This window comes from Chryseobacterium sp. CFS15 (assembly GCF_031118795.1).
Classification (GTDB): Bacteria; Bacteroidota; Bacteroidia; order Flavobacteriales; family Weeksellaceae; genus Chryseobacterium; species Chryseobacterium indoltheticum.
Genome location: NZ_JAVHYL010000005.1, coordinates 62332 through 87361 on the forward strand (window position 1 = coordinate 62332; position 25030 = coordinate 87361).

The 25030-nt window shown below is 34.6% G+C and carries 23 protein-coding genes and 3 tRNA genes; 9 read left to right on the plus strand and 17 right to left on the minus strand.

From position 1 onward, the window contains the following. Window positions 1-21: 21 nt before the first annotated feature. From OH814_RS09405 to mraZ, 5 genes are all read right to left on the minus strand, one after another. Window positions 22-1482, minus strand: coding sequence for a UDP-N-acetylmuramoyl-L-alanyl-D-glutamate--2,6-diaminopimelate ligase (locus OH814_RS09405; RefSeq protein WP_308827980.1), 1461 nt, complete (start codon window positions 1480-1482; stop codon window positions 22-24). A 65-nt stretch (window positions 1483-1547) separates the two neighbouring features. Then, window positions 1548-3539 carry a penicillin-binding transpeptidase domain-containing protein gene (locus OH814_RS09410; protein ID WP_308827981.1) on the minus strand — a complete coding sequence of 664 codons (1992 nt, stop codon included), beginning with the start codon at window positions 3537-3539 and terminating at the stop codon, window positions 1548-1550. Further along, entirely contained in the window at window positions 3523-3888 is a 366-nt protein-coding gene (locus OH814_RS09415; protein WP_076561439.1) for an FtsL-like putative cell division protein, read from the minus strand. The genes OH814_RS09410 and OH814_RS09415 overlap by 17 nt, the downstream gene beginning before the upstream one ends. Window positions 3889-3957: 69 nt before the next feature. Continuing rightward, entirely contained in the window at window positions 3958-4851 is an 894-nt protein-coding gene (rsmH, locus tag OH814_RS09420) for a 16S rRNA (cytosine(1402)-N(4))-methyltransferase RsmH (protein ID WP_115620809.1), read from the minus strand. A gap of 20 nt (window positions 4852-4871) precedes the next feature. After that, entirely contained in the window at window positions 4872-5330 is a 459-nt protein-coding gene (mraZ, locus tag OH814_RS09425) for a division/cell wall cluster transcriptional repressor MraZ (protein WP_076561437.1), read from the minus strand. Window positions 5331-5600: 270 nt separating this feature from the next. Between mraZ and OH814_RS09430 the strand changes: the two genes are divergently transcribed. The 3 genes from OH814_RS09430 to OH814_RS09440 are packed head-to-tail and all read left to right on the plus strand — an operon-like array spanning window position 5601 to window position 7490. Further along, on the plus strand, window positions 5601-6362 hold the full coding sequence (locus tag OH814_RS09430; RefSeq protein ID WP_076561436.1) for an alpha/beta fold hydrolase: 762 nt from the start codon (window positions 5601-5603) through the stop codon (window positions 6360-6362). 59 nt (window positions 6363-6421) lie between these two features. Continuing rightward, a complete protein-coding gene (gene yihA / locus OH814_RS09435) occupies window positions 6422-7045 on the plus strand; it encodes a ribosome biogenesis GTP-binding protein YihA/YsxC (RefSeq protein ID WP_076561435.1) in 624 nt (207 codons plus the stop codon). Then, entirely contained in the window at window positions 7038-7490 is a 453-nt protein-coding gene (locus tag OH814_RS09440; protein WP_308827982.1) for a GNAT family N-acetyltransferase, read from the plus strand. The genes yihA and OH814_RS09440 overlap by 8 nt, the downstream gene beginning before the upstream one ends. A gap of 205 nt (window positions 7491-7695) precedes the next feature. Here the strand turns inward: OH814_RS09440 and OH814_RS09445 are convergent, their stop codons facing one another. From OH814_RS09445 to OH814_RS09465, 5 genes are all read right to left on the minus strand, one after another. After that, complete coding sequence (locus OH814_RS09445) at window positions 7696-10326, minus strand: hypothetical protein (RefSeq protein WP_308827983.1); 2631 nt, start codon at window positions 10324-10326, stop codon at window positions 7696-7698. 552 nt (window positions 10327-10878) lie between these two features. Beyond that, the gene (locus OH814_RS09450; RefSeq protein ID WP_308827984.1) at window positions 10879-12456 is read right to left on the minus strand and encodes a helix-turn-helix domain-containing protein; all 1578 of its coding nucleotides are present in this window, start codon (window positions 12454-12456) and stop codon (window positions 10879-10881) included. 326 nt (window positions 12457-12782) lie between these two features. Then, window positions 12783-12866: transfer RNA gene (locus tag OH814_RS09455), tRNA-Leu, on the minus strand. Between the two features lie 8 nt (window positions 12867-12874). After that, window positions 12875-12947: transfer RNA gene (locus OH814_RS09460), tRNA-Gly, on the minus strand. Window positions 12948-12956: 9 nt separating this feature from the next. Further along, window positions 12957-13038, minus strand: a tRNA-Leu gene (locus OH814_RS09465). Window positions 13039-13211: 173 nt separating this feature from the next. Here OH814_RS09465 and OH814_RS09470 point away from each other — a divergent pair. The 3 genes from OH814_RS09470 (at window position 13212) to OH814_RS09480 (ending at window position 15175) form a co-directional block, all read left to right on the plus strand. Continuing rightward, window positions 13212-13589: a DUF3127 domain-containing protein gene (locus tag OH814_RS09470; RefSeq protein ID WP_115620801.1), complete on the plus strand. Its 378-nt coding sequence runs from the start codon at window positions 13212-13214 to the stop codon at window positions 13587-13589. Window positions 13590-13650: 61 nt separating this feature from the next. Further along, window positions 13651-14304, plus strand: a complete 654-nt coding sequence (gene aat / locus OH814_RS09475) for a leucyl/phenylalanyl-tRNA--protein transferase (protein ID WP_308827985.1) — start codon at window positions 13651-13653, stop codon at window positions 14302-14304. Next, window positions 14291-15175, plus strand: coding sequence for a DMT family transporter (locus OH814_RS09480; protein WP_308827986.1), 885 nt, complete (start codon window positions 14291-14293; stop codon window positions 15173-15175). Before aat ends, OH814_RS09480 begins: the two co-directional genes overlap by 14 nt. A 95-nt stretch (window positions 15176-15270) precedes the next feature. Here OH814_RS09480 and OH814_RS09485 read toward each other — a convergent pair whose 3' ends face one another. The 3 genes from OH814_RS09485 to OH814_RS09495 form a co-directional block, all read right to left on the minus strand. Further along, window positions 15271-16653, minus strand: coding sequence for a tetratricopeptide repeat protein (locus OH814_RS09485; RefSeq protein ID WP_308827987.1), 1383 nt, complete (start codon window positions 16651-16653; stop codon window positions 15271-15273). Window positions 16654-16772: 119 nt separating this feature from the next. Then, window positions 16773-18155, minus strand: coding sequence for a phosphoglucosamine mutase (gene glmM / locus OH814_RS09490; RefSeq protein WP_308827988.1), 1383 nt, complete (start codon window positions 18153-18155; stop codon window positions 16773-16775). 130 nt (window positions 18156-18285) lie between these two features. Next, window positions 18286-19308, minus strand: coding sequence for a DUF4421 family protein (locus OH814_RS09495; protein ID WP_308827989.1), 1023 nt, complete (start codon window positions 19306-19308; stop codon window positions 18286-18288). 117 nt (window positions 19309-19425) lie between these two features. Here OH814_RS09495 and OH814_RS09500 point away from each other — a divergent pair, with 117 nt between their 5' ends. After that, window positions 19426-19650 (plus strand): hypothetical protein, encoded by a 225-nt coding sequence (locus tag OH814_RS09500; protein ID WP_147293619.1) that lies wholly within the window; start codon window positions 19426-19428, stop codon window positions 19648-19650. Next, complete coding sequence (locus OH814_RS09505; RefSeq protein WP_308827990.1) at window positions 19638-19928, plus strand: type II toxin-antitoxin system RelE/ParE family toxin; 291 nt, start codon at window positions 19638-19640, stop codon at window positions 19926-19928. Before OH814_RS09500 ends, OH814_RS09505 begins: the two co-directional genes overlap by 13 nt. A gap of 175 nt (window positions 19929-20103) precedes the next feature. Here the strand turns inward: OH814_RS09505 and feoB are convergent, their stop codons facing one another. From feoB to OH814_RS09525, 4 genes are all read right to left on the minus strand, one after another. Then, window positions 20104-22089 carry a ferrous iron transport protein B gene (gene feoB, locus OH814_RS09510; protein WP_308827991.1) on the minus strand — a complete coding sequence of 662 codons (1986 nt, stop codon included), beginning with the start codon at window positions 22087-22089 and terminating at the stop codon, window positions 20104-20106. Beyond that, window positions 22076-22342: a FeoA family protein gene (locus OH814_RS09515; protein ID WP_115596391.1), complete on the minus strand. Its 267-nt coding sequence runs from the start codon at window positions 22340-22342 to the stop codon at window positions 22076-22078. Before OH814_RS09515 ends, feoB begins: the two co-directional genes overlap by 14 nt. Window positions 22343-22514: 172 nt before the next feature. Further along, window positions 22515-23450, minus strand: coding sequence for a GLPGLI family protein (locus tag OH814_RS09520; protein ID WP_076561420.1), 936 nt, complete (start codon window positions 23448-23450; stop codon window positions 22515-22517). A 99-nt stretch (window positions 23451-23549) separates the two neighbouring features. Beyond that, window positions 23550-24311 (minus strand): FkbM family methyltransferase, encoded by a 762-nt coding sequence (locus OH814_RS09525; protein ID WP_308827992.1) that lies wholly within the window; start codon window positions 24309-24311, stop codon window positions 23550-23552. Between the two features lie 202 nt (window positions 24312-24513). Here OH814_RS09525 and OH814_RS09530 point away from each other — a divergent pair, with 202 nt between their 5' ends. After that, window positions 24514-25011, plus strand: coding sequence for a DinB family protein (locus tag OH814_RS09530; protein WP_308827993.1), 498 nt, complete (start codon window positions 24514-24516; stop codon window positions 25009-25011). The last annotated feature ends 19 nt before the right edge of the window (window positions 25012-25030 follow it).

Sequence of the window (25030 nt, forward strand, 5' to 3'; positions counted from 1 at the left end):
ATCAATTATCGATTATAAATTTTATTTACTCATAAGCTTCCAAAGCTCATTAATTACTTCTTTGTCATCAAAATGATGTTTTACACCATTGATTTCCTGATAATTTTCGTGACCTTTTCCGGCTACGACAATAATATCTTTTGGTTCGGCAAACTTTATTGCCATTTTTATCGCTTCTCTTCTGTCCGGAATTGAAGTATACTTGCTGAAGTTTTGTGGCTCAACACCCGACTCAATTTCTTTTATAATCACTGCCGGATCTTCTGTTCGCGGATTATCTGAAGTGATGATTGCCAAAGTAGATTTCTTTGTGGCAATATTTCCCATTTCAGGTCTCTTTGAGTGATCTCTGTCGCCTCCACAACCGAAAACCGTAATTAGTCTTTCGTTTTTCGTTCTGATATCGTTTACGCTGTCTAAAACATTTTCGAGTGCGTCCGGTGTGTGTGCATAATCTACAATAAAGAAAATTCCACCATCAGATTTGAACGTTTCAAATCTTCCGGAAACCCTTTTCAAAATACTGATTGCCTGAAGAATTTCTTCCTGCTGGAAGCCTAATTCAGAAGCAATTCCGAAGACCAAAAGCAAATTGTAGACATTGAACTTCCCGGTTAAGGTTGTCCAGAATTCTTTTCCGTTGAAATTTAACAGCATTCCGTTAAAATCAACTTCCAAAGTTCTCCCGTGATAATCTGCCATTGTTTTCAAAGCATAAGATTTTTTCTTTGCTTTGGTATTTTGCAGCATCACATTGCCGTTTTTATCATCAACATTTGTGATTGCAATAGCGTCATCATTCAATTCATCAAAAAACCTTTTTTTCGTTTTTAAATATTCATCAAACGTTTTATGATAATCTAAATGATCGTGTGTTAGATTCGTAAATCCTGCAATTTTGAAATGTAAACCTTCAGTTCTATTTTGAGAAATTCCGTGTGAACTCACTTCCATAAAGGCAAATTCGCAACCCGATTCTAACGCTTTAGCTAAGATCTGATTGATCGTAATTACATCCGGAGTTGTATGTGTTGCAGGAATTATTTCATCCCCAACTCTTATTTCAACTGTAGAAAGCAACGCTGAATTATAGCCTAAATTTTTAAAAACATCAAAAAGCAAAGTAGAAACTGAGGTTTTTCCGTTGGTGCCGGTAACTCCGATTAACTTTAATTTTTCAGAAGGATTCCCATAGAAATTAGAAGCCAATTGGCCTAAAGTTTTTGATGAATCTTTTACTTTGATGTAGGTGATATTTTGATCTAAATTTTCCGGTAATTCTTCGCAAACAATTGTTTTTGCGCCTTTTTCAATAGACGATGCAATAAATGAATGTCCATCTGCAACCGTTCCTTTTACAGCAACGTAAAGTGAATCTTCGGTAACCTTTCTGCTGTCGAAAACCAAAGCAGAAACTTCACGATCGTTTTTACCGTGGATTTCTAAAACTGGAATTCTGTTTAATAATTCAATTAATTGCATTGCTTACTTTTTTAATAGGATTTCATCCTATTCTTTATTAAATCGTCCCTTTGGAACTCTCTTTTTTAATTCTGCAGAGACAAATATATTCTCTGGTTTTTGCTTATCGTTGTGCCTTCAAGCGGGAATTGCTCTTTGATTCTACCGACTCCTTTGAAGTCTACACGATAGCCTAAATTTTCCAATTGCGGGATTACATTTTTTCCTATTAACCCAACTACACTTGGCATTTGCTTATTATTAACTGCTACTTTTACATTCGGCTCCACCATTTTATTAAGGTTTACCTTTCTGTCTACAAGCATTTCTTTTTCAACATTCTGTGGCGTTTTCAGGAAAGTTTTTCCGGCAATTTCTTTAAAAACCGGCGCAGAAACTGTTCCTCCGTAAAATCCTTTTGCCGTGTTGGGTTCGCTAATCATCACGTAACACGTATATTTCGGATTATCTGCCGGATAAAATCCTGCGAATGATGCTCTGTATTTCATTGGACCTGGAAGCCAGTATTCAAATCTTGCCGTTCCTGTTTTTCCTGCCATTTTCAGGTTTGGTGTGAAGATACTTCTACCTGTTCCTTTTTCTACCGCTTTTGTCAAAGCACTGGTCATCATCTGAATTGCTTTTTCAGAAGCCATTTTTTTAACAATTACTTCTTCCTTGGCTTCAAAAATTGTTTTTCCGTCTTTCATTATTTTATCAATGAATAGCGGCTTTACCATTCTACCCTTGTTGGCAACTCCGTTGTAGAAGGTTGTCAACTGTAAAAGATTAATGTTTGATGAATATCCGTACGCAATTGAAGCCAATGTTGCAGCGTTCCATCTTTTATTATCCGGAGTTACGATTTTGGGTCTTGCTATCCCCGGAAGCTCGATATCCATTTTATCGAATAATTTCCATCTTCTTAAATGATCAAGGAAAATCTGAGGCTTTTCTGCGTAATATTTTGTGATCAGTTTTGCAGTTCCTACATTGCTGGATTTTGCTAAAACATCACTGATATCGTACGTTCCACCGCCATGTCCATCAGAAATTCTTTGTTTCGCATACGTCCATACTCCATTTCCTACATCTACAGTTGTATTCTCATCGATAAAACCATCATCCATTGCTGCCAAAAGAGAAATCGTTTTAAAAGTAGATCCCGGTTCGATATTATCTTTTAAAGCATAATTGTAGGCATCTTCATAAACTCCGGGTTCGGTTTGTCTTAAATTAACCAAAGCTTTCACTTTTCCGGTCTCAACTTCCATTACGATTACCGTTCCGTGTTTTGCTTCGAAATTGATCAGTTGTTTTTCTAAAGCCGAATGTGCAATATCCTGAATTCTGAGATCTAATGTGGTGTAAACATCCTGCCCGTCAACAGGTTCGCTTACTTTCCAGAAATCAATTGGCTTCCATTGAGACGAATTGACTCTTTGTTCCAATCTGCTTCCGTCGGTTCCTGTAAGAAACTTTGAAAAAGCACCTTCCAGACCGGATCTTACATCGCCATTATCCATCCCAATTGTTCCGGAACCGATTTCTGAAGTTGCCAATTCTCTTTTATAGTTTCTGTCAACAATGAATCCACCTTTATTTTTACCTCTTTTAAAAATCGGAAAATCTCTGATTCTGTCGTACTGGTCAAAATCTAAACCTTTTACCAAAGAGTAGTATTGGTTTTTCTTTCTCTTCTGCTCGTCGAATCTTTTTCTGAATTCAGCTCTTGGTTTTCCGAACATCTTGCTCAAAGAATCTGTAAGAGCGCCTATATTATTGCTGTAAACAGTATCTTTTATGGTTTTAAAATCAAGATAAATATCATAACGCATCACCGTTGTAGCCAAAATTGATCCGTCTGAAGCAAACAAATTTCCACGAGCGGCTTTCAGAGTTGCTGTACGGTAATTGCTGTTGATATAATCGTCTTTAATTTCCTGAACATTGGTATTCTGAAGCACCACGATTCTCGCCAAAAACATCACGAATATGCATAAAGCAACTGTTGCGAAGAGGTAACCCCATCGCAGTGTTTTTTTTCTTTTGTTATCGTAATCATTTTGTTTTTGCATCGCTACTGTCTAATTTTATTAACAATTTGTGCGGGTGACTTTCTAAAGTCATTAGCGAATCTGCGGCGACTTCTTTGCCCAATTCAGATTCCATTTTTACTTTGATCAGCTTGCTTTGTGCGTAAGCGTTTCTAGATTTGTATTCTTCTGTTTCTTCTTTTAAAGCGTTAACAATTTTTATTTTTTTGTTGACTAAATGATTACTGTAAATCATCGCCATCATTAAGACAAATAACAACAGGAAAAATTTGTAATGAACTTTTATTTCATCACGATTCAGAAAGTTTCCCTTTATAATATCTATAAAAGTAAGCTTCTTCTGGGGGCGATTTGTTGTTCTTTTTGCCACGTTTTCAATAATTGATGATTGATAAATTATAATTGATCTTGAAATCATTTATCAATCATTATTTATCATTTATATTTTGATTCCTGTTCTCATTTTAGCACTTCGGGCTCTTGAGTTTTCTTCAATTTCCTTATCATCAGGAATAATTGCTTTACTCTTCACCAATTCGAATGCTTTCTCGTAATTTCCGTAGATATCACGTTGCGGCTCACCTTCAAACATCCCGTTTTTCAAAAATCTTTTTACTAAACGATCTTCCAGAGAATGATAAGAAATAACCACCAATCTTCCACCAGGTTTTAACATTTTGTAAGACTGAACCAGCATTTCTTTTAAAACCTCAAGCTCTTGATTAACCTCAATTCTTATCGCCTGAAACAATTGCGCATAAAATTTATTCACTTTATGAGGCGGAAGATAACTGAATAGTTTTTTCAGATCTTCCGTGGTTTCAATTGTTTTATTTTTTCTGTGATGTACGATGTCACGAGCCAACTTTCTCGCTTCCCTTAGTTCACCGTAGTAATAAAAAATATCTGCTAAAGATTCTTCGTCATAGTCATTGATTACTTTTTTGGCATCAAGACTTTGCATAACGTTCATTCTCATATCAAGCGGCGCATTGCTTCTTGTAGAAAAACCTCTTTCGCCAGCATCAAATTGATGAGACGAAACTCCCAAATCCGCCAAAATACCGTCAACCTGAGAAACGCCATACATCAAAAGAGAATTTTCAAGAAATCTAAAATTCTGATTGATTAATGTAAATTTCGGGTCATCTATATTATTTTTGAGCGCATCAAGATCCTGATCAAAACCGTAAAGTTTTCCTTTTTCAGAAAGTCGGCTTACAATCTCGCGTGAATGTCCACCGCCACCAAATGTGCAGTCTACATAAATACCGTCCGGATTCGTCACCAAATCATCCACACTTTGCTTCAATAAAACGGGGTTATGATACATGCTTATTTGTGTTTATTTAATTATTCTTCGTCAAACGCTCCCATCACATCTTCTGCAAGACTTGCAAAATCATCTTCGTTGGTCGCAATTACTTTTTCGTATGCTTCTTTATCCCAAATTTCAAAAAGTTCTCCTGCACTCGTCACCACAATATCTTTCTGAAGATTGGCAAAATGAGTAAGATCTTTCGAAATCTGCAGTCTTCCGGCACTATCCAGCTCCACAGTTTTCACTCCGGCGGTAAACATTCTGATAAAATCAGCATTTTTTTTGATGAATCTATTCAGCTTATTTATCTTATCCATCAGCTTATCCCATGCTTTCATAGGGTACACTTCCAGACACGGTTGAAACACAGAACGCTTTACCACAAAGGTTTTATCCTCAAAGTTCTCCATCTGCTTTATAAGCGATGAAGGCACTTTCAGGCGACCCTTGTCGTCTATTTTGCACTCATATGTTCCAATGAAATTTCTCATTTGGGACAAAATTATAAATATTTTTCCAAATCCTCCCACTTTTTCCCACTTTTTGACTTAATGTTAATAAGTTTCATTAAATATTGAATATCAATAAGATAAAATCATTTCCAGGATTTGCTACAAGTGGTCTTATATTTGAAGCATAGCAAAAAGAATTGTAAAAAATACCATAACAATAGGTTTCATATATTATTTTTAGTTTATATTAGTTATATCAAAAATTTTTTGGTGTTTAATTTGTATTTTTGCAAGGCTTAGAAAGGCATTATGAGATTTAGTACAAAAAAAGAAAAGAAATATACGTTTATAGAAGCTGGGGAAGGTCATCCACTTGTGCTTTTGCATGGGCTAATGGGTGGATTGAGTAATTTTGACAAAATGGTGAATTTTTTTTCAGAAAAAGGATTTAAAGTTTACGTCCCTCAATTACCGATTTACGATTTACCGGTACTCAATACCAATCTCACCACGATTGCAAAATATGTAATCAAATTTATAGAAACCAATATTGGCAAGCCGGTTACTATTGTAGGTAATTCTATGGGGGGTCATGTAGGTTTAATTTTAACTTTAGCGCGTCCCGATCTGGTGCAGAATCTTGTATTAACGGGAAGTTCAGGATTATACGAGAGAGCTTTTGGCGACAGTTTTCCCAGAAAAAACGACCGTTCTTATATAAGAAAGAAAGCAGAGGAGGTTTTTTATGATCCTTCGGTAGCTACTGAAGATTTGGTAGATGAAGTTTTCAGTGTGGTAAATGACCGAATGAAAGGAATCAAAACAGTGATGCTGGCAAGAAGCGCCATCAAACACAATATGTTGAATGACCTGCCTAAAATCCAGAGACCGACATGTCTGATCTGGGGAAAACAAGACAATGTAACACCGCCTGAAGTTGCGATTGATATGCACAAATTTATCCCAAATTCAGATTTATTCTGGATCGATAAGTGCGGACATGCGGCAATGATGGAAAAACCAGATGAGTTTAACGAAATTCTTTACGACTGGGTAAAAGACAAAATATAAAATGATAAACCATTAAGACTTTCTTAATGGTTTATTTTTCTAAATAAAATTCAAGAAAAATGGTTATAAAAACAGCAGAGTTTGTGAAAAGCAGCGGAAAATGGCAGGAATGCCCTGAAGGAACGATTCCTGAGTATGCTTTTATCGGACGATCAAACGTTGGGAAGTCTTCATTAATCAACGGAATGTTGAACAGGAAGGATTTGGCAAAAACTTCAGGAACTCCAGGAAAAACTCAGTTGATCAATCATTTCCTTATTAATGAAAACTGGTTTCTTACCGATTTACCAGGATACGGATATGCAAAAGTCTCAAAAGTAATGAGAAGAGATTTTGAAAAATTGATTAATAATTATATTTTAAACAGAAATAACCTCGTTAATCTTTTCGTCCTTGTTGATTCTCGTCACAGTCCGCAAAATATTGATTTGGAGTTTATCCAATGGTGTGGAGAAAGTGGCGTTCCTTTTTCAATTGTTTTCACGAAAGCTGATAAGCTTAAGCCAAGCATTTTGATTAAAAATGTGGAAGACTACAAAACTGAGCTTCACAAAACATGGGAAGATTTACCGGAAATCTACGTTACCTCTGGGGAAAAGAAAACCGGAACTGAAGAAATTTTAAGTTTTATTCAAAAAACGAATGAATTTTTGACTAATAACAGTGTAACATTCAATGAGTAATATTGTTTGGAAAATAAAAAGTTTCGAAGAACTGACGACTTCTGAACTTTACGAAATCATCAAAGCGAGAGTAGATGTTTTTGTGGTAGAACAAAACTGCCCTTATCCCGATTTGGATAAATACGATCAAAAAGCATTACATCTTTGGGCAGAGCAGGAAGATCAAACCGTGTTGGCATATTGCCGAATTTTCGATAAAGGAATAAAATATAACGAGACCTCAATAGGAAGAGTTTTAACCTCAGCAAATGGCAGAGGAAAAAATCTAGGCAAACAATTGATACAATATGCTGTTGAAACCATTGAAAACCGTTTCAAAACTTCTGAAGTAAGAATTTCTGCACAAGATTATCTTTTAAGATTTTATTCAGGTTTTGGCTTTAAAGAAACTGACAAGAAATATCTGGAAGACAACATTCCGCACACAGAGATGTTTAGATCTTAACATCCAAGCTTCGCAAATGCGGGGCTTTTTTTATTTATAGAAAGAGAAATTATGCAGGTTTATTTAAATATCATCATATAATTCTTCAGACTTATATTAAAAAATTACATTGAAAGAAAGTGCCGCAGGAAAAAATTTCTCCTACGGCACAAAACACAAATGATAAATAACGTATTTCTTATTTACTATATTAATTATTTGTTTCTTAATTTACTGCGATTGCAATTATTGAATTTTCAGACCAATTTCCTGTAAAATTATTTAAGAATCCACCTGATATTGTTCCCGAAACTTCAGTAGCACCAGCAATATATTTATAAGTTTTACTTGCTCCGGAAGTATTATTAATGAAAATCACTCCGGTTTTCGAATCTTCACGATGTGGTCCGGATACAGTGAAAGTCATAGAGCTTGGCTGTGTAATATCTGCGGAAGGTGATGCAGCCTGCCCTATAGTCGTTACATTGGTTTGATCAGAAAAGGAAGACCTCACAAGCATCCAATCGTCTGGAGATATAAGTATGCTGGTACTTCCTGAATCATTTCCAGTAATATAAGTAAATTGAGTGATTGTTACCAGCCATTTTCCCGGAGGCAAAGTAATCGATGCTCCGGTATACCTTAAATCCGAAAATTGTTCGAAAGGTAAGTTATATCCTCCAATCTCGCCTTTTACGACAGAAACTTTAGGCGATTGCCATGTTCCTACACCGTCTGCGTCAGAAGTCAATATTTTATCTGCTCCTTGCGTACCATCTACAATTTTCACAGCACCATTGGTTGTGCCGTTGTTAACTTCTAGTCTTGTGGAAGGTGCTGTAGTACCAATTCCTATATTTCCTGCGGGGGCTGCTTGTGTTCCGGTTAGTCCGGTTCCAAAAATAGCTCCGCCGATATTGAGTTGGTTACTGCCTGTGCTAGTAGCTAAATCCTGAAATGAGCCAATTGCTATATTATTGGAGGTTGCATCCTCCAAATTACCACCTGCAGTAAATCCTATACCAATATTATGACGTCCTGTTTTATTAAGCGGATTTGACAAGGCACTATGTCCGATGGCGACATTTAAGTCTCCTGTTGTATTGTAGGGTAAAGTACTTTGCCCAATAGCGACATTACTGTTTCCTTCTGTGTTTCCTGTCATCGCACTGTGTCCGATAGCAACATTTGAAAAACCTTCTGTACTGTTGTACAAAGCAAAACTGCCCATTGCAACATTGTTTCCTCCTGTGTCATTTGCTTTTAAACTTTCATATCCGACAACAGCATTACTGTTTTTGTTGCCACTACCCCTTCCGACAGTAATTCCATTCAAATTTAAATCTCCACCTGTAATTGTCTTGATCGTGTTGTTTGCATCGACTGTATTATAAGTTCGCTCTCGCTCTGTATTATTGGTTTTTACTATAAAATCCTGAGTATCTGTAGTACCTATAAAGTTGGTTCCGGCCGTGGTTCCGCTGTTTCCTACAAGAGACCAATCATTTCCAGTTCCTGTAGCTAAGTCCTGCCAAGTTGCTAAACCATTTGCATCGGAAGTTAAAATTTTACCTGCTCCCTGTGTTCCATCTACGATTTTTATTGCTCCGTTTGTTGTACCATTATTGATTTCTAGCTTTGTAGTCGGTGCGATTTCACCAATACCAATGTTTCCGTTTTTCAATACTGTTAAAGCATTTGATCTTGCCTGATCGTTACCATTTCCTATCTGAAGCACAGGATCAGTAGCGACCCACTGGTTGGTACTTGAAGAAGTCATAATAGCTGCATAACGACCAAAAACAGTTTCATTGACAGAACTTGCAACATTATTTTCGCCAAATGCTACAGCATCATTTCCGGAGGCTGTATTTCCTAAGCCAAACGCAAGAGCTCTTGAACCCTCTGCTTTATTCCGTTCGCCAAAAGCAGTAGTATTTTCATTACTCGCAACATTTTGGAAGCCAAAGGCTACAGCATTACCACCACTGGCTGTATTTTCGAGACCAAAGGCGAGAGATCTGTTGGCGGAAGAAATATTATGTCTACCAAAAGCTGTGGACCAAAATCCGCTTGCAATATTTGATGCGCCAAATACAGTTGCCTGAGGTGCTGAAGCCGTATTTCTAGTACCAAATGCAGTTGTTCCAAAAGACGATGATACATTACTATATCCAAAAGCAGTAGATGCAACTCCTGTGGCTTCATTATAAAGATTTCCTGTAGTGCTAGTGGCATCTTCGTTTCCTCCCCATGTCATTGCGTTTATTCCAAGAGCTTGATTATTCCATCCAAAAGCTGTAGAATTTTCACCAGAAGCGATCGTTCCGTTTCCAAATGCTGCCGAGTTTACACCATTGCTTCCTGAATGATTTGTTCCCATGTGAACGGATCCTTCTACATCTAAAGCTATATCTGATACCATTGTACTTTTACCAATAGCAACATTCCCCGACTGATAAATATTTTGACTGTTTTGGGTTGCGGGAAGATTTGTTAAAGAATCATACCATGGTTCTGAACCTGAACCTGCAGTATTTAATTTCTGCCAGATATTTCCGTCAAAAAAATAATATCCACTGCTGGTCACATTTATTGTTTTTGCGCTGGTATCGGCTGCAGCCAAGGGAGTTGTTACATAGATAAGCGCTGCATTTTGATCTGCTCCATACAAAGCATCTTTAGCTTTCAGCTCTGTGCCGGCAAGTCTAGGAACTATAAACCCGTCAATTTTAGACATATCAGTCGGTTTACCGGTTACATCCAAAGTTGCCTTTGGTGTTTCTGTATCAATCCCGACTTGAGAGTAGGCAAGACCGGAACAAAGTAATGCAATTGTAAAAATTTGCTTTTTCATTTTTTTGTGTTTAAATCATTATACTTAAAACGCCGTTTTAAACTTTCATCGTTGTTTTACCTATATCCTTAATTATTAAGAATGGAAAATCATAAAATTTTAAGATATAGTTTTTTTGAACGGATTAATATTTACCCGTCAAGTAAAGCACAATTAGATTGAAAAATTATGCCTTTGGAACTAATTTTAAATTCATAATTGTGCTTTTTTTTGTGTTAATAAATAAACTTTTTTTCATCATAGATTGTATTCAATTTCCGTAAATAAAACAATCTTTTTTAGAATCGTACGCAATGCTGAGAAAATAATTTAGGGAATTATATAATTATTCTCCTCACTTGTATTGCGGTTGCAAATCTAATTCAATTCGAATGTACAACCTACAAGATGATTAGTACAATTCCAGAATTTTACAATACCGTCAAATCTATTATCAATTGATAAACAAAGCATTAAAATTATCATTTGAAAAATTTACTTTTTAGTAAATACGTATTTCAAATCAGTCAAAAAAGATAGAATTATCAGTTTTTTCGTCTTTGTAGCAGTAAATTATTCGTTGTAATCTTTTTTTTCTTTTTTATTTTTCTCTTTTAAAGAGGCTATAAATTTTGAAGGGGAAATTTTATTTTTTTGAGTAAATACTTTCGTAAAATAGCTGTGCGAAGAAAATCCTCCTAAATCTGAAAGATGACTAAGCTTGTACTTTAGGCTTTCCGGATTTTCGTGAAGGTATTCCAGAATATATTTGATCCGTAAGTCATTAATATATTCATTAAACGTTTTACCATGATGTTCTTTTAGTATACTGTTGATGTATTTCGTATTGGTATCTAAAATACTGACGAAATTACTTAATGTGAAGTTTTTAGCAGTAAAAGCCTTTCCTTTTTCAAACTTTTCCAGCTTTTTTAATAAATCCGTCTTTGTTGCTTCTGATATTATATGCGGTTTTGAATCTGCACATTCCGAAAGGGTTTCTTCATCTTTTTCTTCTTCATCCATAACAGAATTTGAAGTTTCTTTATTATTTTCAAGCTCTTCTATAATCTCTTCAAAGTATGCTTTTTGTTTTTTTCTTTTTCTTCTTTTAAATATTAAAACTCCTAAAGACAAAAAGACAGCAACCAGAATAAAGATATATTTATATTCTCTTTGATGTATCAGATTAAGATCCTGCCTGCTAATCTCCTGATTAATTACTTTAGTACTTTCTTTTCTAAAATGATCTTTACGTTTTAAAAATTCAGCAAAAAGCACCTCTCTTTCTTCCGAGGCATCGATATTGAGCTTCAAACGCTGTTCTAGTAAAACGGTTAATCTCTCATTCATTTTACTTTTTCTGGTGATATCAATTGCTTTATCAAAATGGAGCACTGCACTTTTTTCATCGTTTTCTTTGGCTGCAATAATAGCTTTGCAAACATAGTAGATCTCTGCTCTCCAATTTAATTCGTTGAAAAATTGAGAACTAGCTATTTTAGATTCAAAAATAGAAATTTCCTTTTTCGCTTTTTCAATATCACCAATCATCAGGTAATCAAAAGCTAAGTAGCACTTCGAAAAAGCAAACTCCGACATTACATTTTGTGTAAAATTTTTATCTAAGCCTGTTTGGAAATAGCTGTTGCAAAATATACGATACGGAATTGCCTCAGTATATTTTTTTTCGTTCTCTAACAAAATAGCCTTTAGTTTTTGAGTCATGGCATTCAGAAAGGGGTCATTATGTCGTATAGCCGTTTTTTCTGCCTCATTCAGGTATTGAGTTGCTTCATGCATAACTCCGCACTTATGATAAGCAAGTGATAGGTAGTAGTTAGTAATAAAATGCTCTTTTTCTTTATGATCTCTTAAGAATAAGAGATCGGCTTTTTTTGCGTAAAAAATACTTTTGCTAAAATTTCCTTTTAGATAATGCCCAACAGAAATGTACAAATAGCTTTTGGAAGTTTCATCATCGGTTTTAGATAAACGGAGTGTTTTCTCACCCTCAATAATGAACTGATCGGAAGTTTTAAAAGATTGTTGATAAATATCAATTGTTGATTTATATATATCTTTATTTACAGTATTTTGTCCAAAACAAATCACCGCAAATAAAAAAGTAAGCATTCTCAGTGTCTTCATTCTTATTTGTATTTTCTTTAAGTTAAATCTTATACAGTTTGAGTGAAGAAGAAAGTTTATACCTACAACATCAATTTATATAAAAGTCATGTTTTTTCATTTATTTTTATAAATAAGCAAACAGCCTAAAGAAACATAATAAAAATTTGTTATGATAAAATCAACCACACACAATTAGCACACCGATCAAAAAGTACCACACACTTACCCCATACTACTAAGTTTTCAGGTTAATTTATGCATTTTTATTGTTGAAGAAAATTAGGTATGAGAAAGTATTGCATATAAAAAAACCCTCCGTAAAATAAATTACAGAGGGTTTTATGTACCCCAGACGGGACTTGAACCCGTACATCCTTGCGGATACAGGATTTTAAGTCCTGCGTGTCTACCAATTCCACCACCAGGGCGTGATGAGAGCGAAAAACGGGACTCGAACCCGCGACCCCAACCTTGGCAAGGTTGTGCTCTACCAGCTGAGCTATTTTCGCAATTTGTAGTGCGGATGAAGGGACTCGAACCCCCACGCCTCACGGCACCAGATCCTAAGTCTGGCGTGGCTACCAATTACACCACATCCGCATTATTATTGAGTTATTTTAAAGAACTTGTTTCGTTTTTGTGAGTGCAAATATAGGGCAATTTTCTTTACTTCCAAACCTTTTCGAAAAAAAAATTAATTTTTTGTAAAATTTATTTGAAACCATTCTTTTTAAATTTCATTTTATTACTTTTACACCGTTAATATTTACGATATGGAATTACAAGGAACGGTAAAGAAAATCACTGAAGTTCAAACATTTGCAAGTGGTTTTCAAAAAAGAGAAATGGTTATTCTTACACAAGAGCAGTATCCGCAGCCCATCAACATCGAATTTTTACAGGATAAAATAAATTTGTTGGACACACTGAAAGAAGGAGAAAATGTAAAAGTAGGAATCAACATCAGAGGTAGAGAATGGGTTTCGCCACAAGGAGAAACTAAATATTTCAACTCTATTACAGGATGGAGAGTAGAAAAAGTTTTGGACAATGGTTCAGAACCTACACAAGCTGCACCATCTCAATCTGCTTCTCCGGTTTCAAATGAAAATCCTTTTGCCGGGGACGATGACGATGATTTACCTTTTTAATCAGAAATAAAAATCAAATACTAATCCTGCTTTTTGAAAAAGTGGGATTTTTTTTCCCGTAATGGTTCGATTAGACAAAAACGAAATATCATTTCCCGATCCTGCACAGTATGACGGCCACGAAGGTATCATTGCTTTTGGCGGCGATCTGTCTGTGGAAAGAATCTGGTTTGCTTATCAGAATGGTATTTTTCCGTGGTTTAATCCGGGAGAAGAAATTCTTTGGTGGTGCCCGGATCCCAGATTTGTACTTTTTCCTCATGAATTGAAGGTTTCGAAGTCGATGAGAAAAATTTTAGATAAAAAAGTTTTTACCATTACCGAAAATCAAAACTTCAGAGAAGTGATAAAAAACTGTCGGGAAATCAATCGCAAAGGTCAGGAAGGAACCTGGCTTTCTGATGAACTGATAGAAACTTTTATTACACTTCATGGTTATGGATTGGCCCGAAGCGTAGAAGTCTGGCAAAATAAAGAGCTCGTTGGCGGGCTCTACGGAGTACAAGTCGGAAAAGTTTTTTGTGGCGAAAGTATGTTTGCAAAGGTGAGCAACGCTTCTAAAGCAGGATTTATTCATTTTATAGAAACTCATAAAAACGACTTCACACTCATTGACTGCCAATCTCACACCGATCACTTGGAAAGTTTGGGGGCGAGAATGATTCCTAAAAAAGATTTTTTGAAAATTTTACACAAAAACAATGAACGCAGATAAAGAAAAATGGCTTCTTCTGATTATACTAAGTGTCATTTGGGGCTCTTCATTTATTTTAATTAAAAAATCCTTAGACCATTTCAGCCCATATCAGGTCGGAGCTTTAAGAGTTTTGATTGCCGGAATTATCTTAATGCCTGTTGCCGTTTCAAAATACAGACTTTTCCCGAAAAAACATTTGAAATGGCTTATTTTAGCTGCTTTTACAGGCAATTTCATCCCAATGTTCTTATTTCCTATTGCCGAAACCCAGATAAGCAGCAGCATTGCAGGAATCATCAATTCCATGATGCCTATTTTCGTGATTATTGTTGGAGCTTTAATCTGGAAATTTGAAACCACAAAAAGACAGATGACCGGAGTTTTCATAAGCTTTACCGGAGTTTGCCTGCTTGCATTTGGTGGTGATGACAGCACTCAGTTTAAAATATTTCCCATTCTTTTACTTCTGCTGGCAACATTGTGTTACGCAATGAGTACAACGACTGTAAAATCAAAATTAATGGATGTATCATCTACCGTTTTATCGGCATTTGTATTTTCTTTCGTTTTGTTTTTGCCTTCACTGATCGCTTTGCTTTCTACAGGTTTTGTTTCCCAATTTACATTCACCAAAGAAAATATGATCGGATTAGGATTTGTAAGCTTGCTTTCTGTTTTCGGAACCGGATTGGCAATGATGATGAATTATCGTTTGTTGAAAGTTTCTACTCCGCTCTTTGCATCAACCGTTACTTTGCTGATGCCGATTGTTGCTATTATTTGGGGTGTTTTGGATGGTGAAAAACTAACTACTGTACAATTTGCAGGAACAATTGTCATTATTGGTGGATTGATCTTTTTAAGGGCAAAAACTATTGTTCAAAAATAAATCCCACATTGCTGCAGGATTTCTTATTTAATTAAAGCTGAATTTAATTTACGTGGAGATCGAAAGCGTTTAACTTCCATCATCCAACATCAAGCTTATAAATTCTTCTTCTTCACCTTTGCCTTAGCCTTTTTCACCTCATCTTTGATGTACGGATATTTTTTCTGCATATCTATAATCAATGATGGATCGAGTTCTAAAGCTTTTTCAAGAGATTCGCCGCCATTTTCATGGTCTTTCAAATTAAAATAACAGTTGCTCAGCTGATAAAACAATTCTGCTCTGTAATGATGTTTTAAAGCTAAATTTAAAACTGTAACAGCTTCTTCATATTCGCCAACCAACATCAAAACTTCAGAATACGCATACCAATTGTAAAACCTTGAAGGCTCTGCATCTACAAGCTTTTTAAGACAAGTAAGGCTTTCTTCAAACTTACCGGAATCGATAAATAAAAATGCCAATCTTTTTTGATAATCAAGGTTGCTGTCATTTAATAATGTGGCTTCTTTTGCAAAATGCAAAGCTTCCGGCATTCCGCCCATTTCTTCGTAAAGATAAGACTGCTCCATCATCGCAAGATAAAACTGAGGATCTTCTCTTAATGATTTCTGGAAAGAATTTAAAGCAATAATCGGCTGTTTTAAAGCTTTATGACACAATCCTATTTTATAAAAAGTAAATGCTTTGGTGTATTCCAACTCCAACATTTCTTCATATACTTCAATTGCCTTCTGATATTGATTTAAAGCTTCGTAACAAGCTGCTTTGCTCGCATAAACCCCAACTGCGCTGGAATTGATTGCCAGCATATAATCGAAACCTTTGATGGCTTCTTCGTAATTTTTTCTATTGAAATAATACTGTCCATACTCGCTCCATGCAATTTCTGAATACGGAAAATCGTCAAGATAATCGTTCAAAAAAGCAATCGCTTCTTCACTCTTATTCAAATCATTAAAGCAGATCATCGCATTTTCTAAAGAATATTCATCCATAGGATCTTCTTTGAGTGCTTGCTGATAATGTTTAAGTGCGTTAAAAGGGTCTCCCAGATTGACATATTCGTCTGCAATAAAGTTATTGAGGAAGTTTTCTTCTTCATTCAATTCCAGGGCTTTTTTGCAGATTTCGATGGATCTTTTAGGATTACCTAAATTCGAATAATACTTAGCGTAGCAAACCAAAAAGTCTGTATTCTCCATAGAAGAACCTTTTAACTCTTCGATTAATTCTTTCGCCAGATTATAATCTTCCCACTCTAAAAGAACCTCCAATTTTTTAATTTTGATTTCTAATGAGTTGGGATGGAGTTTCAGACCAAAATTAACTGCCATATCGGCATAATTAAAATCTCCAAGCTCCAAGTAATAAACAATAATGTCTTCTAATTCTTCTGTATCGAAGTAGAATTCATCATTGTTTTCCATCATTTCTTCGAACTTTTTTACCAGTTCATTTCCAAAATATTCTTCCAATATAAACGAGTTTAAGATTTAAGACCAGAGATATGAGATGTACAAATACTCGCTTCTGAAAATCTTATTACTATAAAGTTAATAAATAATTTTTTTAGAATGATGAATTTAGTTTAATATTAAATCAAACTTTTGATCTTTGCGATCATATCATCACCCAATTTATCGGCTTCTTCCTGAGATTTTGCCTCTGTGTATATTCTGATAATCGGTTCTGTATTCGACTTTCGAAGGTGAACCCAATTGTTTTCAAAATCTATTTTTACGCCGTCTACCGTAGAAACCTCTTCATTTTGATACTCTTTTTCCATTTTAGTTAAAAGATCATCCACATTAATTTCCGGAGTAAGCTCTATTTTCTTTTTACCCATAAAATAGCTTGGGTAGCCAGCTCTAAGTTCAGAAACTGTTTTGTTTTCTTTTGCTAAATGCGTTAAAAACAAAGCAACACCTACCAAAGAATCTCTTCCGTAATGAAGATCAGGATAGATAATCCCACCGTTTCCTTCTCCACCAATTATGGCATTTTTTTCTTTCATTAAATTCACCACATTCACTTCTCCTACTGCACTTGCAAAGTATTCTGAATTGTGAGTTTGGGCAACATCTCTCAAAGCACGGCTTGAAGAAAGGTTTGAAATTGCAACACCATTTTTATTTTTCAATAAATAATCTGCAACAGCAACCAAAGTATATTCTTCGCCGAACATTTCTCCTTTTTCGTCAACTAAAGCCAGTCTGTCAACATCCGGATCTACAACAACGCCAAAATCTGCATTTTCTTTTATGACCAGTTCACAAATGTCTCCCAAATGTTCTTTTAAAGGCTCCGGATTGTGTGGAAACTGTCCGTTTGGTTCGCAGTATAGTTTAATAGTCTCACAACCTAATTTATCTAAAAGCATAGGAATTGCAATTCCGCCTGTAGAATTTACGGCATCTAAAACGATTTTATATTTTTTAGCTTTAATTGCTTCTGCATCTACCATCGGCAAATCGAGAATCTGCTGAATATGAATATCAAAAGCATCATCTCTGGTTTCATATTTTCCTAAATCGTCAACTTCAGCGTAATCGAAATCTTCATTTTCTGCCAAAGCTAAAACTTCAGCACCGTTTTCTCCGCTTATAAATTCTCCTTTTTCATTTAATAATTTAAGGGCATTCCATTGTTTTGGATTGTGAGAAGCTGTCAAAATAATTCCGCCATCTGCGTTTAATTCAGGAACCATGATCTCAACAGTCGGAGTTGTCGAAAGTCCCAAATCAACTACATTAATTCCTAATCCCTGTAATGTCGCTGTAACTAAAGAATTGACCATTGATCCTGAAATTCTCGCATCACGACCGATAATTAAGGTTAAATCTTTTTTATTTTTTTGAGTCTGAAGCCAGGTTCCAAATGCAGAAGCAAATTTTACAACATCAAGCGGCGTTAAATTATCACCAACCTTCCCACCAATCGTTCCGCGAATTCCTGAAATACTTTTTATTAATGACATTTTTTAATATTTTAATTTTTCTGATTTTGAACTTCAATGCAAACTGCATTTTATTTTTTGAATCTTCAGAAAAACAGATTATCTTTATTTTAAATTTTCCCGTTGCAAAGATACTCAAAAGACAACGAACTTATAAAACCGGAATTTTTTTCTGCATTTTATTATAATTTCTTTCGACAACCTTTGGAGGCGGAAAACGATAACCTATGTAGAGAAGCCCGTAAGTATTGTTATTTTCAACAGTAGAATTTTCTTTTTCATCATAGGCTGTAGCATTAAAGTTCAGTTTTCCACCAAACAAAAAGCGATCAGAATTGTATCCTATATGCAAACCTCCCGATCCTTTTGCCGTTATATATTGCTCATTTTGTTTTGGACCTCTCGACCCATTTTCTAATGTATCTTTGAAACTTGTAAATTTTCCACCAAAACCTAAGGTTAAATACGGCGCAATATTTACTTTTTCGACAATTACCCAATTGTAAAAATATCCGATGTTTGCTCCGAAATTATATTGATATTCTTTACTTTTCAAACCGTCAATGGTATTGCTAAAAATCGTAAAATCATAATCTAAAAAAGGAACCCAGCTTCCTTTGCTGTTTTTTTGCCATTCACCTTGGGTATAAAGACTTTTTAATGAGAAATCCTTTTTTAAAATATAAGAGGTGGAGCCTCCAAAAGTCTGAACTCTTAGATCCGGAAATTTAATATAAGGATCTCTGTCTTTTTGCCATCCCGGAAGAATATCCTGCATATTTTCAATATAAAATCCTTTTACATTTTTATAATATAAGGTCTGTATAAATCTTTCAGGGAAAAATCTGAATCTGAAATCGGTATAAGAACTGTTTCCTTTTCTTTCATTATCATTATTTCCAGGAAAAAATCGAGGCGCGTAAGACACCGTGGCACTTATGATCTTATAATCAACAGATAAAGATGCCTTTGTCTTATTATTGATGGAAAGTATGGTTTCGTTTAAATTTTCTTCGCTGCCTTCAGAAAAAGTGTAATTTTCGATGTTCGTATCAAGGTTTACACGAATCATTACCTGATCTGCGTAAGATTTTATATCTGTACTGTCTGTTTGTGCTTTTGAATAAAAACCCGACAGACAAAGGAAAAAAACAGCGACTGCTTTTGAATTCAAATTGAATTTAATTTTAGGAAATGAAATTACTACAAATAATTTATAACAATCGAAAGAATTTATTTTTTTATGAAAATTCAAATTAGAAATAATTTATACCTTTGTAAAAAGCAGATTATGAATACGATAATAGTACATCCTACAACACCCGAAGAAACTAGCTTTTTAGAAAATCTTTTAAAAAGAATGAAGTTTTCTTTCGAAAAAGTTTCTGAAGAAATTGTAACTGTTTCTCCTGAAGAATTAAAGTCTATTCATATCGGTATTGATGAAGCTAATGACAATAAATTAACTGACAGCGCTGATGTTCATCAAAAAGCTCGAGCATTATGTTCAAAATAAAATGGACTCCTGAAGCAGAAAAACTATATTTTGAAACATTAGAATATTGGATTAACCACAATAAGTCTAATAATTATTCTTTAAAAATAATTGCAGAGGTGGAAAGAAAAGAGAAATTACTCTCTGCTAATCCTTTTATTGGCGCAATAATTTTTGGAACAAAAGAACAGATAAGAAGAGTTCTGGTTTTAGAAGACTTTTCTATTTATTACAGGATAAAAGAAACAACTGTTGAAATATTATCTTTTGGGGCAAATAAAAAAGACAGTCTATTTTAATTTGTAAAAAGTCTTTCTTTTCTAAGAACATCCGCAATCTTTATCACATCCAGATCTTTTGGAACTGAATTTCTTTGGTGAAAAATTTTTCCTTATAAATCTATATAAAGAATAGCAGGCAAAAAGCACTAAAAGTGCAATAATGATATATTGAAAAATTAATGAAGAATCCATTTTACTTTAATATTTGGTAAGCTATCAACGATACAAAATACGCCAAACCTGTCATCATTACTACCTGAAAGCCAGTCCATTTCCAGCTTTTGGTTTCTCTGTAGACTACTGCAAGTGTAGAAACACACTGCATTGCAAATGCATAAAACAACAACACCGAAACTCCTGTCGCAAAGTTGAATACTTTTTCGCCATTCGGTTTTACATCGTGTCTCATTTTATCGATTACTTTCCCTTCCGGAGCATCGTCATCCAAACTGTATAAAGTAGACATTGTTCCCACAAAAACTTCTCTGGCAACGAAGCTCGTCAGAATCCCCACACCCATTTTCCAATCGTAACCAAGCGGCGCAATGGCTGGCTCAATAGCTTTACCCATTTTAGCCAGATAAGAATGATCTAAATGAACATCAGTTGCAACAACCTCATCCGGATTTTGTTTCGGTCCGAAATAGCTTAACACCCAAATAATGATGCTTACAATGAATATAATCTTTCCGGCTCCGGTAATGAAGTCCCATACTTTTCCTAAAACCAATTTAAAATCATACCCGAAAAGTGGCTTTTTGTAAGTAGGCAGATCCATCACAAGATACGTTTTATTATCTTCTTTAATGAAGTTTTTAAGAATCGCTGCAGATAATAAAGCAACAAAAAAACCTAAAAGATACATGCCTAAAAGCACCAAGGCTTTATATTGAACTCCAAAAATAGTTTTATCTGAAATAATCAAACCAATAATAATGCTGTAAACAGGAAGCCTTGCAGAACACGTCATAAAAGGTGTTACCAATATCGTGAGCAACCTTTCCTTTAAATTTTCGATATTTCTGGTTGAAATTACCGCCGGAATCGCACAAGCTGTTCCCGAAACTAAAGGAACAATACTTTTTCCATTTAAACCAAATGGTCTTAAAAGCCTATCCATCAGGAAAACAACTCTTGCCATATATCCCGAATCTTCCAGTAAATAGAGGAAATACAAAAGGATTCCGATTTGAGGCGCAAAGATTATAATTCCGCCTAAACCAGGAACGATTCCCTGAGAAACCAATGAATTGATTGGCCCCTCCGGAAGATGTTCTCCTGCAAACTGAGAAAGCCAAGCGAAAGCTTCGTCGATCCAGTTCATCGGATATTCCGCCAAAAAGTAAACACACTGAAAAATTATTAAAAGGATAAACATGAAAACAATATATCCCCAAAATTTATGGACAAGAACTTTATCTAATTTCTCTGTTAAAAGTTCTTTAAACTGAGCTTTTTTAGTAATAACATCCGCCAAAATCTTATCAACATTCTGATAACGTCTTACCGTTTCCTTAACCTGTAATCTTTTCGGAACTATATTTTTTGATGCTGAATCTGATTTTTTTTCAAGCGTAACATTTATCCAGGCCTGGTAATCATTCTCTGCATTTTTATCAAGAAGGTTTTTATGTTCCGCAGGAATTTCAAAGCTTGCCTTTTCAGATGTAACAAAATCATTGGCAAAAACAGCTTCTTTAATGGCTTCTATTCCTATCTGTTCTTTTGCATTCGTCTGAATAACTTTGATATTTAATGCCTTAGAAAGTTTTTCAATATCAATGTGAATTCCTCTTCTTTCGGCCTGATCGATTTGATTTAAGACTAGAATCATTGGAATCCCTAAATCCTGAATCTGCTGGAATAACAAAAGACCTCTTTTAATGCTTAATGCTTCCAGAATATAAACCACTCCGGAATAATCTTTTTGCCCATCAATAAGAAATTTAGAGAAAATTGCCTCATCTTCTGAGCTCGGATAAATACTGTAAGATCCGGGAAGATCTACAATCTCCACTTCTTCGTTTTTGTAAGAATAATTACCTGAATGGCTTGATACGGTAACGCCCGCATAATTTCCGGTTTTCTGCTTTTTGTTTGACAAGGCATTAAAAACGGTTGATTTTCCTACGTTCGGGTTTCCTACTAAAAGTATCTGTTTTTTGTTATTTTCCTGCATTAATCAAATCTTCTACAATGATAAAATCTCCTTCTTCTTTACGTAGTGCAATACGGCTTTTTTCATCGCCAAACTCCACATAAAGCGGTCCGTTGAACGGTGCCTGGTAAAGGATTTTAAACAGAGTTTCAGGAAGAAGCCCCATTTCTATAATTTTCGTCGGCATATTCAGATTATCATTATCATAGTCTACTATTTTCCCAATTTTATTTTTGGGAAAGCTGCTTAATGTATGTAATTGAATATCCTTCAAGACCCTAATTTTTGTGACTGCAAATATAATTATTTAAATTTAATCTAAATAACGTTACTTTTCATATTTAAAGGCAGTTAGATTTATAGTATCTTCAATTATTTGATACAATAAACCCAAACACATTACAGCATTTGGGTTTATTTTAAATATAGTTTAGTTAATCTGAAAATTATTTTTTATCTTTTTCCTTTCCTACTTTTTCAAGATTTCCAACACTTATAGAATTTGCTTTTTCGATAGGGTTATCATTTGCATTGTAAAAATCTTTATACATTTTCTCCTGCTTTTTCATCATATCCCCAATTGTACCATCCGTTCCCGGCATTGGTCTAGACATTATTTCCTGTGACATCATAGGTCTTACAGAAGCAAAAGGATCTTTTTTAAAGTCATTAAAAGTTTTGTCAAACTTCTCTCTTGTTAATTCTTTTGGTTTTCCGCCAGTTGCCTGCATCAAACTTTCAATGTAAGAAAACTCGTTGTAATCTTTAATTTTTTTATTTCCCTGCAATACCCAAGAATAATTTTTGCCGGCATCTTCAATTTTCACAATCAAACCGGGAAGTCCACTGAATTTATATGGCCCATCCTGAAAAGGAAGATCTGAAGAAAACCATGCAGTCCACGTTCTTCCACCATATTCTGTGGTTGCTTTCTGGGTATTGTATTCTCCGATTTTTTGTTTTTCGTCTGATATTTTCCAGTTAAATTTCAAATCTTCTGTATATGCTATGTTTACAGGCGTCATTCCGTTCGCAACTTTATCCACATATTCCACTTTCATGCTTGGGTAAAATTTGTGAATTCTCGCCGAAAATTTTGGTGTTTTAAGAGATTTTGAAAGGTCTTTGTAAGTACCTGCCTTCTGCATAGCCTCTATTTCCACTTTTGTAATAGAATCTTGAGAAATTACAGTGTAATCCTGATAAACAGATCTGTTTTTGTCTGTAATATCCAGCACGGTAATTACTTTATCGAGTTTGGCAGAGTCTTGCTTTGGCTTGAAAGTAAGTTCGTAAAAGAAGCGGTTTGAGCTTTCTTTTGATTCTTGTGCATTGGCAAAAGCAAAAACAGCAATAAATAGTATTGAAAATAAATTTTTCATTGTATAAAAGGTTTGCTTAATTAGTTCACATTAGTTGTTTTTTGTTACAGATTTTCTGAAATAAAATTATTTTTTTTAACGTATTTATCAGAATGAAGATTAAATAGAAAGATTTTCTATCACCAAATTTTCACCGCTTACAAAAAGACGATATTGTGGCCATGTTTTATTTAAGGTGTCAAAAAATACTCTTGTGGTGTCTTTCTGCATCGAATCGTGCAGCTCGATAACGAGTATTTTTACTTTAGGCAACCAATCTTCATAGTTTTTAGAAAAGACTTCTTTTTCGCTGCCTTCTATATCCATTTTTAATACATCAATTCTATCAAAATTGTTTTCCTTGAGAATTGTATTAATACTAATTGCTTCTATAGTCCCTTTTTCATTGTCTTCCACTACCTGAATTCCCCACTTTGAGGCGTTTTCATCGATAATTTTTAATTTAACGTCACTACTCCAAACACCTTTATTGAGTAACTGTATGTCAGGATAATTTTCAAGATTCTTTTTTGCCATCCTAAAATTATCAGAATCGGGCTCAATAGTGATAAATTCAGCATCCGGAAATTTGTTTTTCATTAAGACTGTAAAAAGCCCCACATTACCTCCTGCATCAATAATAATTTTAGGGTTTTTGTAATGATACGGGTGATATTGTTTTTCTATAAAAATCTGTTTAAAAACTTCCAGATCAGATTGTTCATTTTTTCTGAGATGTATAGGATGTTTTATTCCATAAAGAAAGATATTATCTAAGTTTGAAGATGATAGTTTTTTGTACAGTTTATATCCTTCTTTGAATCCGTATTCATTGTAATACGGTAAAAAATTTTTAAGGTTTGAATATAATTTTTTTCTCATTCATTTGAATTTTTTGCTAAAAAAATTTTTTCTTTTTAAACTTTAATCTGTTTTATCACAAATTTGACAATACTCTATTAATCAGGGTCTAATTTATGAATGACTTGCTCTTAAATTAAGACCTTTTTCCTAAATATTTCTTCAAAAAAGTTTTTAGCTCTTTTAAAAGTTTTAAATTTAAGTTCACCTAAACAAATATGATATGGATACCTTACAACAACTAAAAGACGAGCTTGAAACTGAGTACCAGACTACAAAAAGCTTTTTCGAAATTTATCCGGATGACAAAAATGATTACGCTCCGCATTCTAAAAGTATGAAAATGATGCATCTCGCTACCCACATTTCGGAAGTTTTTGGCTGGGCAGGTTTTATGCTTAATTCTTCTGAACTTGATTTTGCCAAAAGCGAAATAGAACCGAAGTATCTTACCACAAAAGATGAGCTCTTAACCGTTTTAGAAGAAAACCACAAAGCAAGTCAGGAAGCATTACTAAAAGCATCTGAAAATGACTTGGAACCAAGATGGGCTTTGAAAAATGATGGTCATGAACTGGCTTCGTGGACGAAATATGAAGCAATTCGCCACAGTTTAAATCAGATTACGCATCACAGAGCACAATTGGGAGTTTATTACAGGCTGAATGACATCGAACTTCCCGGAAGTTATGGACCAACGGCAGATCATCCAAATTTTTAAATTAAATAAACTTTTTAAA

Bases quoted from the DNA above. Each gene is read 5' to 3' on its own strand.
- OH814_RS09405 (WP_308827980.1), bottom strand. From the start codon at position 1,482: ATGCAATTAATTGAATTATTAAACAGAATTCCAGTTTTAGAAATCCAC.
- OH814_RS09410 (WP_308827981.1), bottom strand. From the start codon at position 3,539: ATGCAAAAACAAAATGATTACGATAACAAAAGAAAAAAAACACTGCGA.
- rsmH (WP_115620809.1), bottom strand. From the start codon at position 4,851: ATGTATCATAACCCCGTTTTATTGAAGCAAAGTGTGGATGATTTGGTG.
- mraZ (WP_076561437.1), bottom strand. From the start codon at position 5,330: ATGAGAAATTTCATTGGAACATATGAGTGCAAAATAGACGACAAGGGT.
- OH814_RS09430 (WP_076561436.1), top strand. From the start codon at position 5,601: ATGAGATTTAGTACAAAAAAAGAAAAGAAATATACGTTTATAGAAGCT.
- yihA (WP_076561435.1), top strand. From the start codon at position 6,422: ATGGTTATAAAAACAGCAGAGTTTGTGAAAAGCAGCGGAAAATGGCAG.
- OH814_RS09440 (WP_308827982.1), top strand. From the start codon at position 7,038: ATGAGTAATATTGTTTGGAAAATAAAAAGTTTCGAAGAACTGACGACT.
- OH814_RS09445 (WP_308827983.1), bottom strand. From the start codon at position 10,326: ATGAAAAAGCAAATTTTTACAATTGCATTACTTTGTTCCGGTCTTGCC.
- OH814_RS09450 (WP_308827984.1), bottom strand. From the start codon at position 12,456: ATGAAGACACTGAGAATGCTTACTTTTTTATTTGCGGTGATTTGTTTT.
- OH814_RS09470 (WP_115620801.1), top strand. From the start codon at position 13,212: ATGGAATTACAAGGAACGGTAAAGAAAATCACTGAAGTTCAAACATTT.
- aat (WP_308827985.1), top strand. From the start codon at position 13,651: ATGGTTCGATTAGACAAAAACGAAATATCATTTCCCGATCCTGCACAG.
- OH814_RS09480 (WP_308827986.1), top strand. From the start codon at position 14,291: ATGAACGCAGATAAAGAAAAATGGCTTCTTCTGATTATACTAAGTGTC.
- glmM (WP_308827988.1), bottom strand. From the start codon at position 18,155: ATGTCATTAATAAAAAGTATTTCAGGAATTCGCGGAACGATTGGTGGG.
- OH814_RS09500 (WP_147293619.1), top strand. From the start codon at position 19,426: ATGAATACGATAATAGTACATCCTACAACACCCGAAGAAACTAGCTTT.
- OH814_RS09505 (WP_308827990.1), top strand. From the start codon at position 19,638: ATGTTCAAAATAAAATGGACTCCTGAAGCAGAAAAACTATATTTTGAA.
- feoB (WP_308827991.1), bottom strand. From the start codon at position 22,089: ATGCAGGAAAATAACAAAAAACAGATACTTTTAGTAGGAAACCCGAAC.
- OH814_RS09520 (WP_076561420.1), bottom strand. From the start codon at position 23,450: ATGAAAAATTTATTTTCAATACTATTTATTGCTGTTTTTGCTTTTGCC.
- OH814_RS09525 (WP_308827992.1), bottom strand. From the start codon at position 24,311: ATGAGAAAAAAATTATATTCAAACCTTAAAAATTTTTTACCGTATTAC.
- OH814_RS09530 (WP_308827993.1), top strand. From the start codon at position 24,514: ATGGATACCTTACAACAACTAAAAGACGAGCTTGAAACTGAGTACCAG.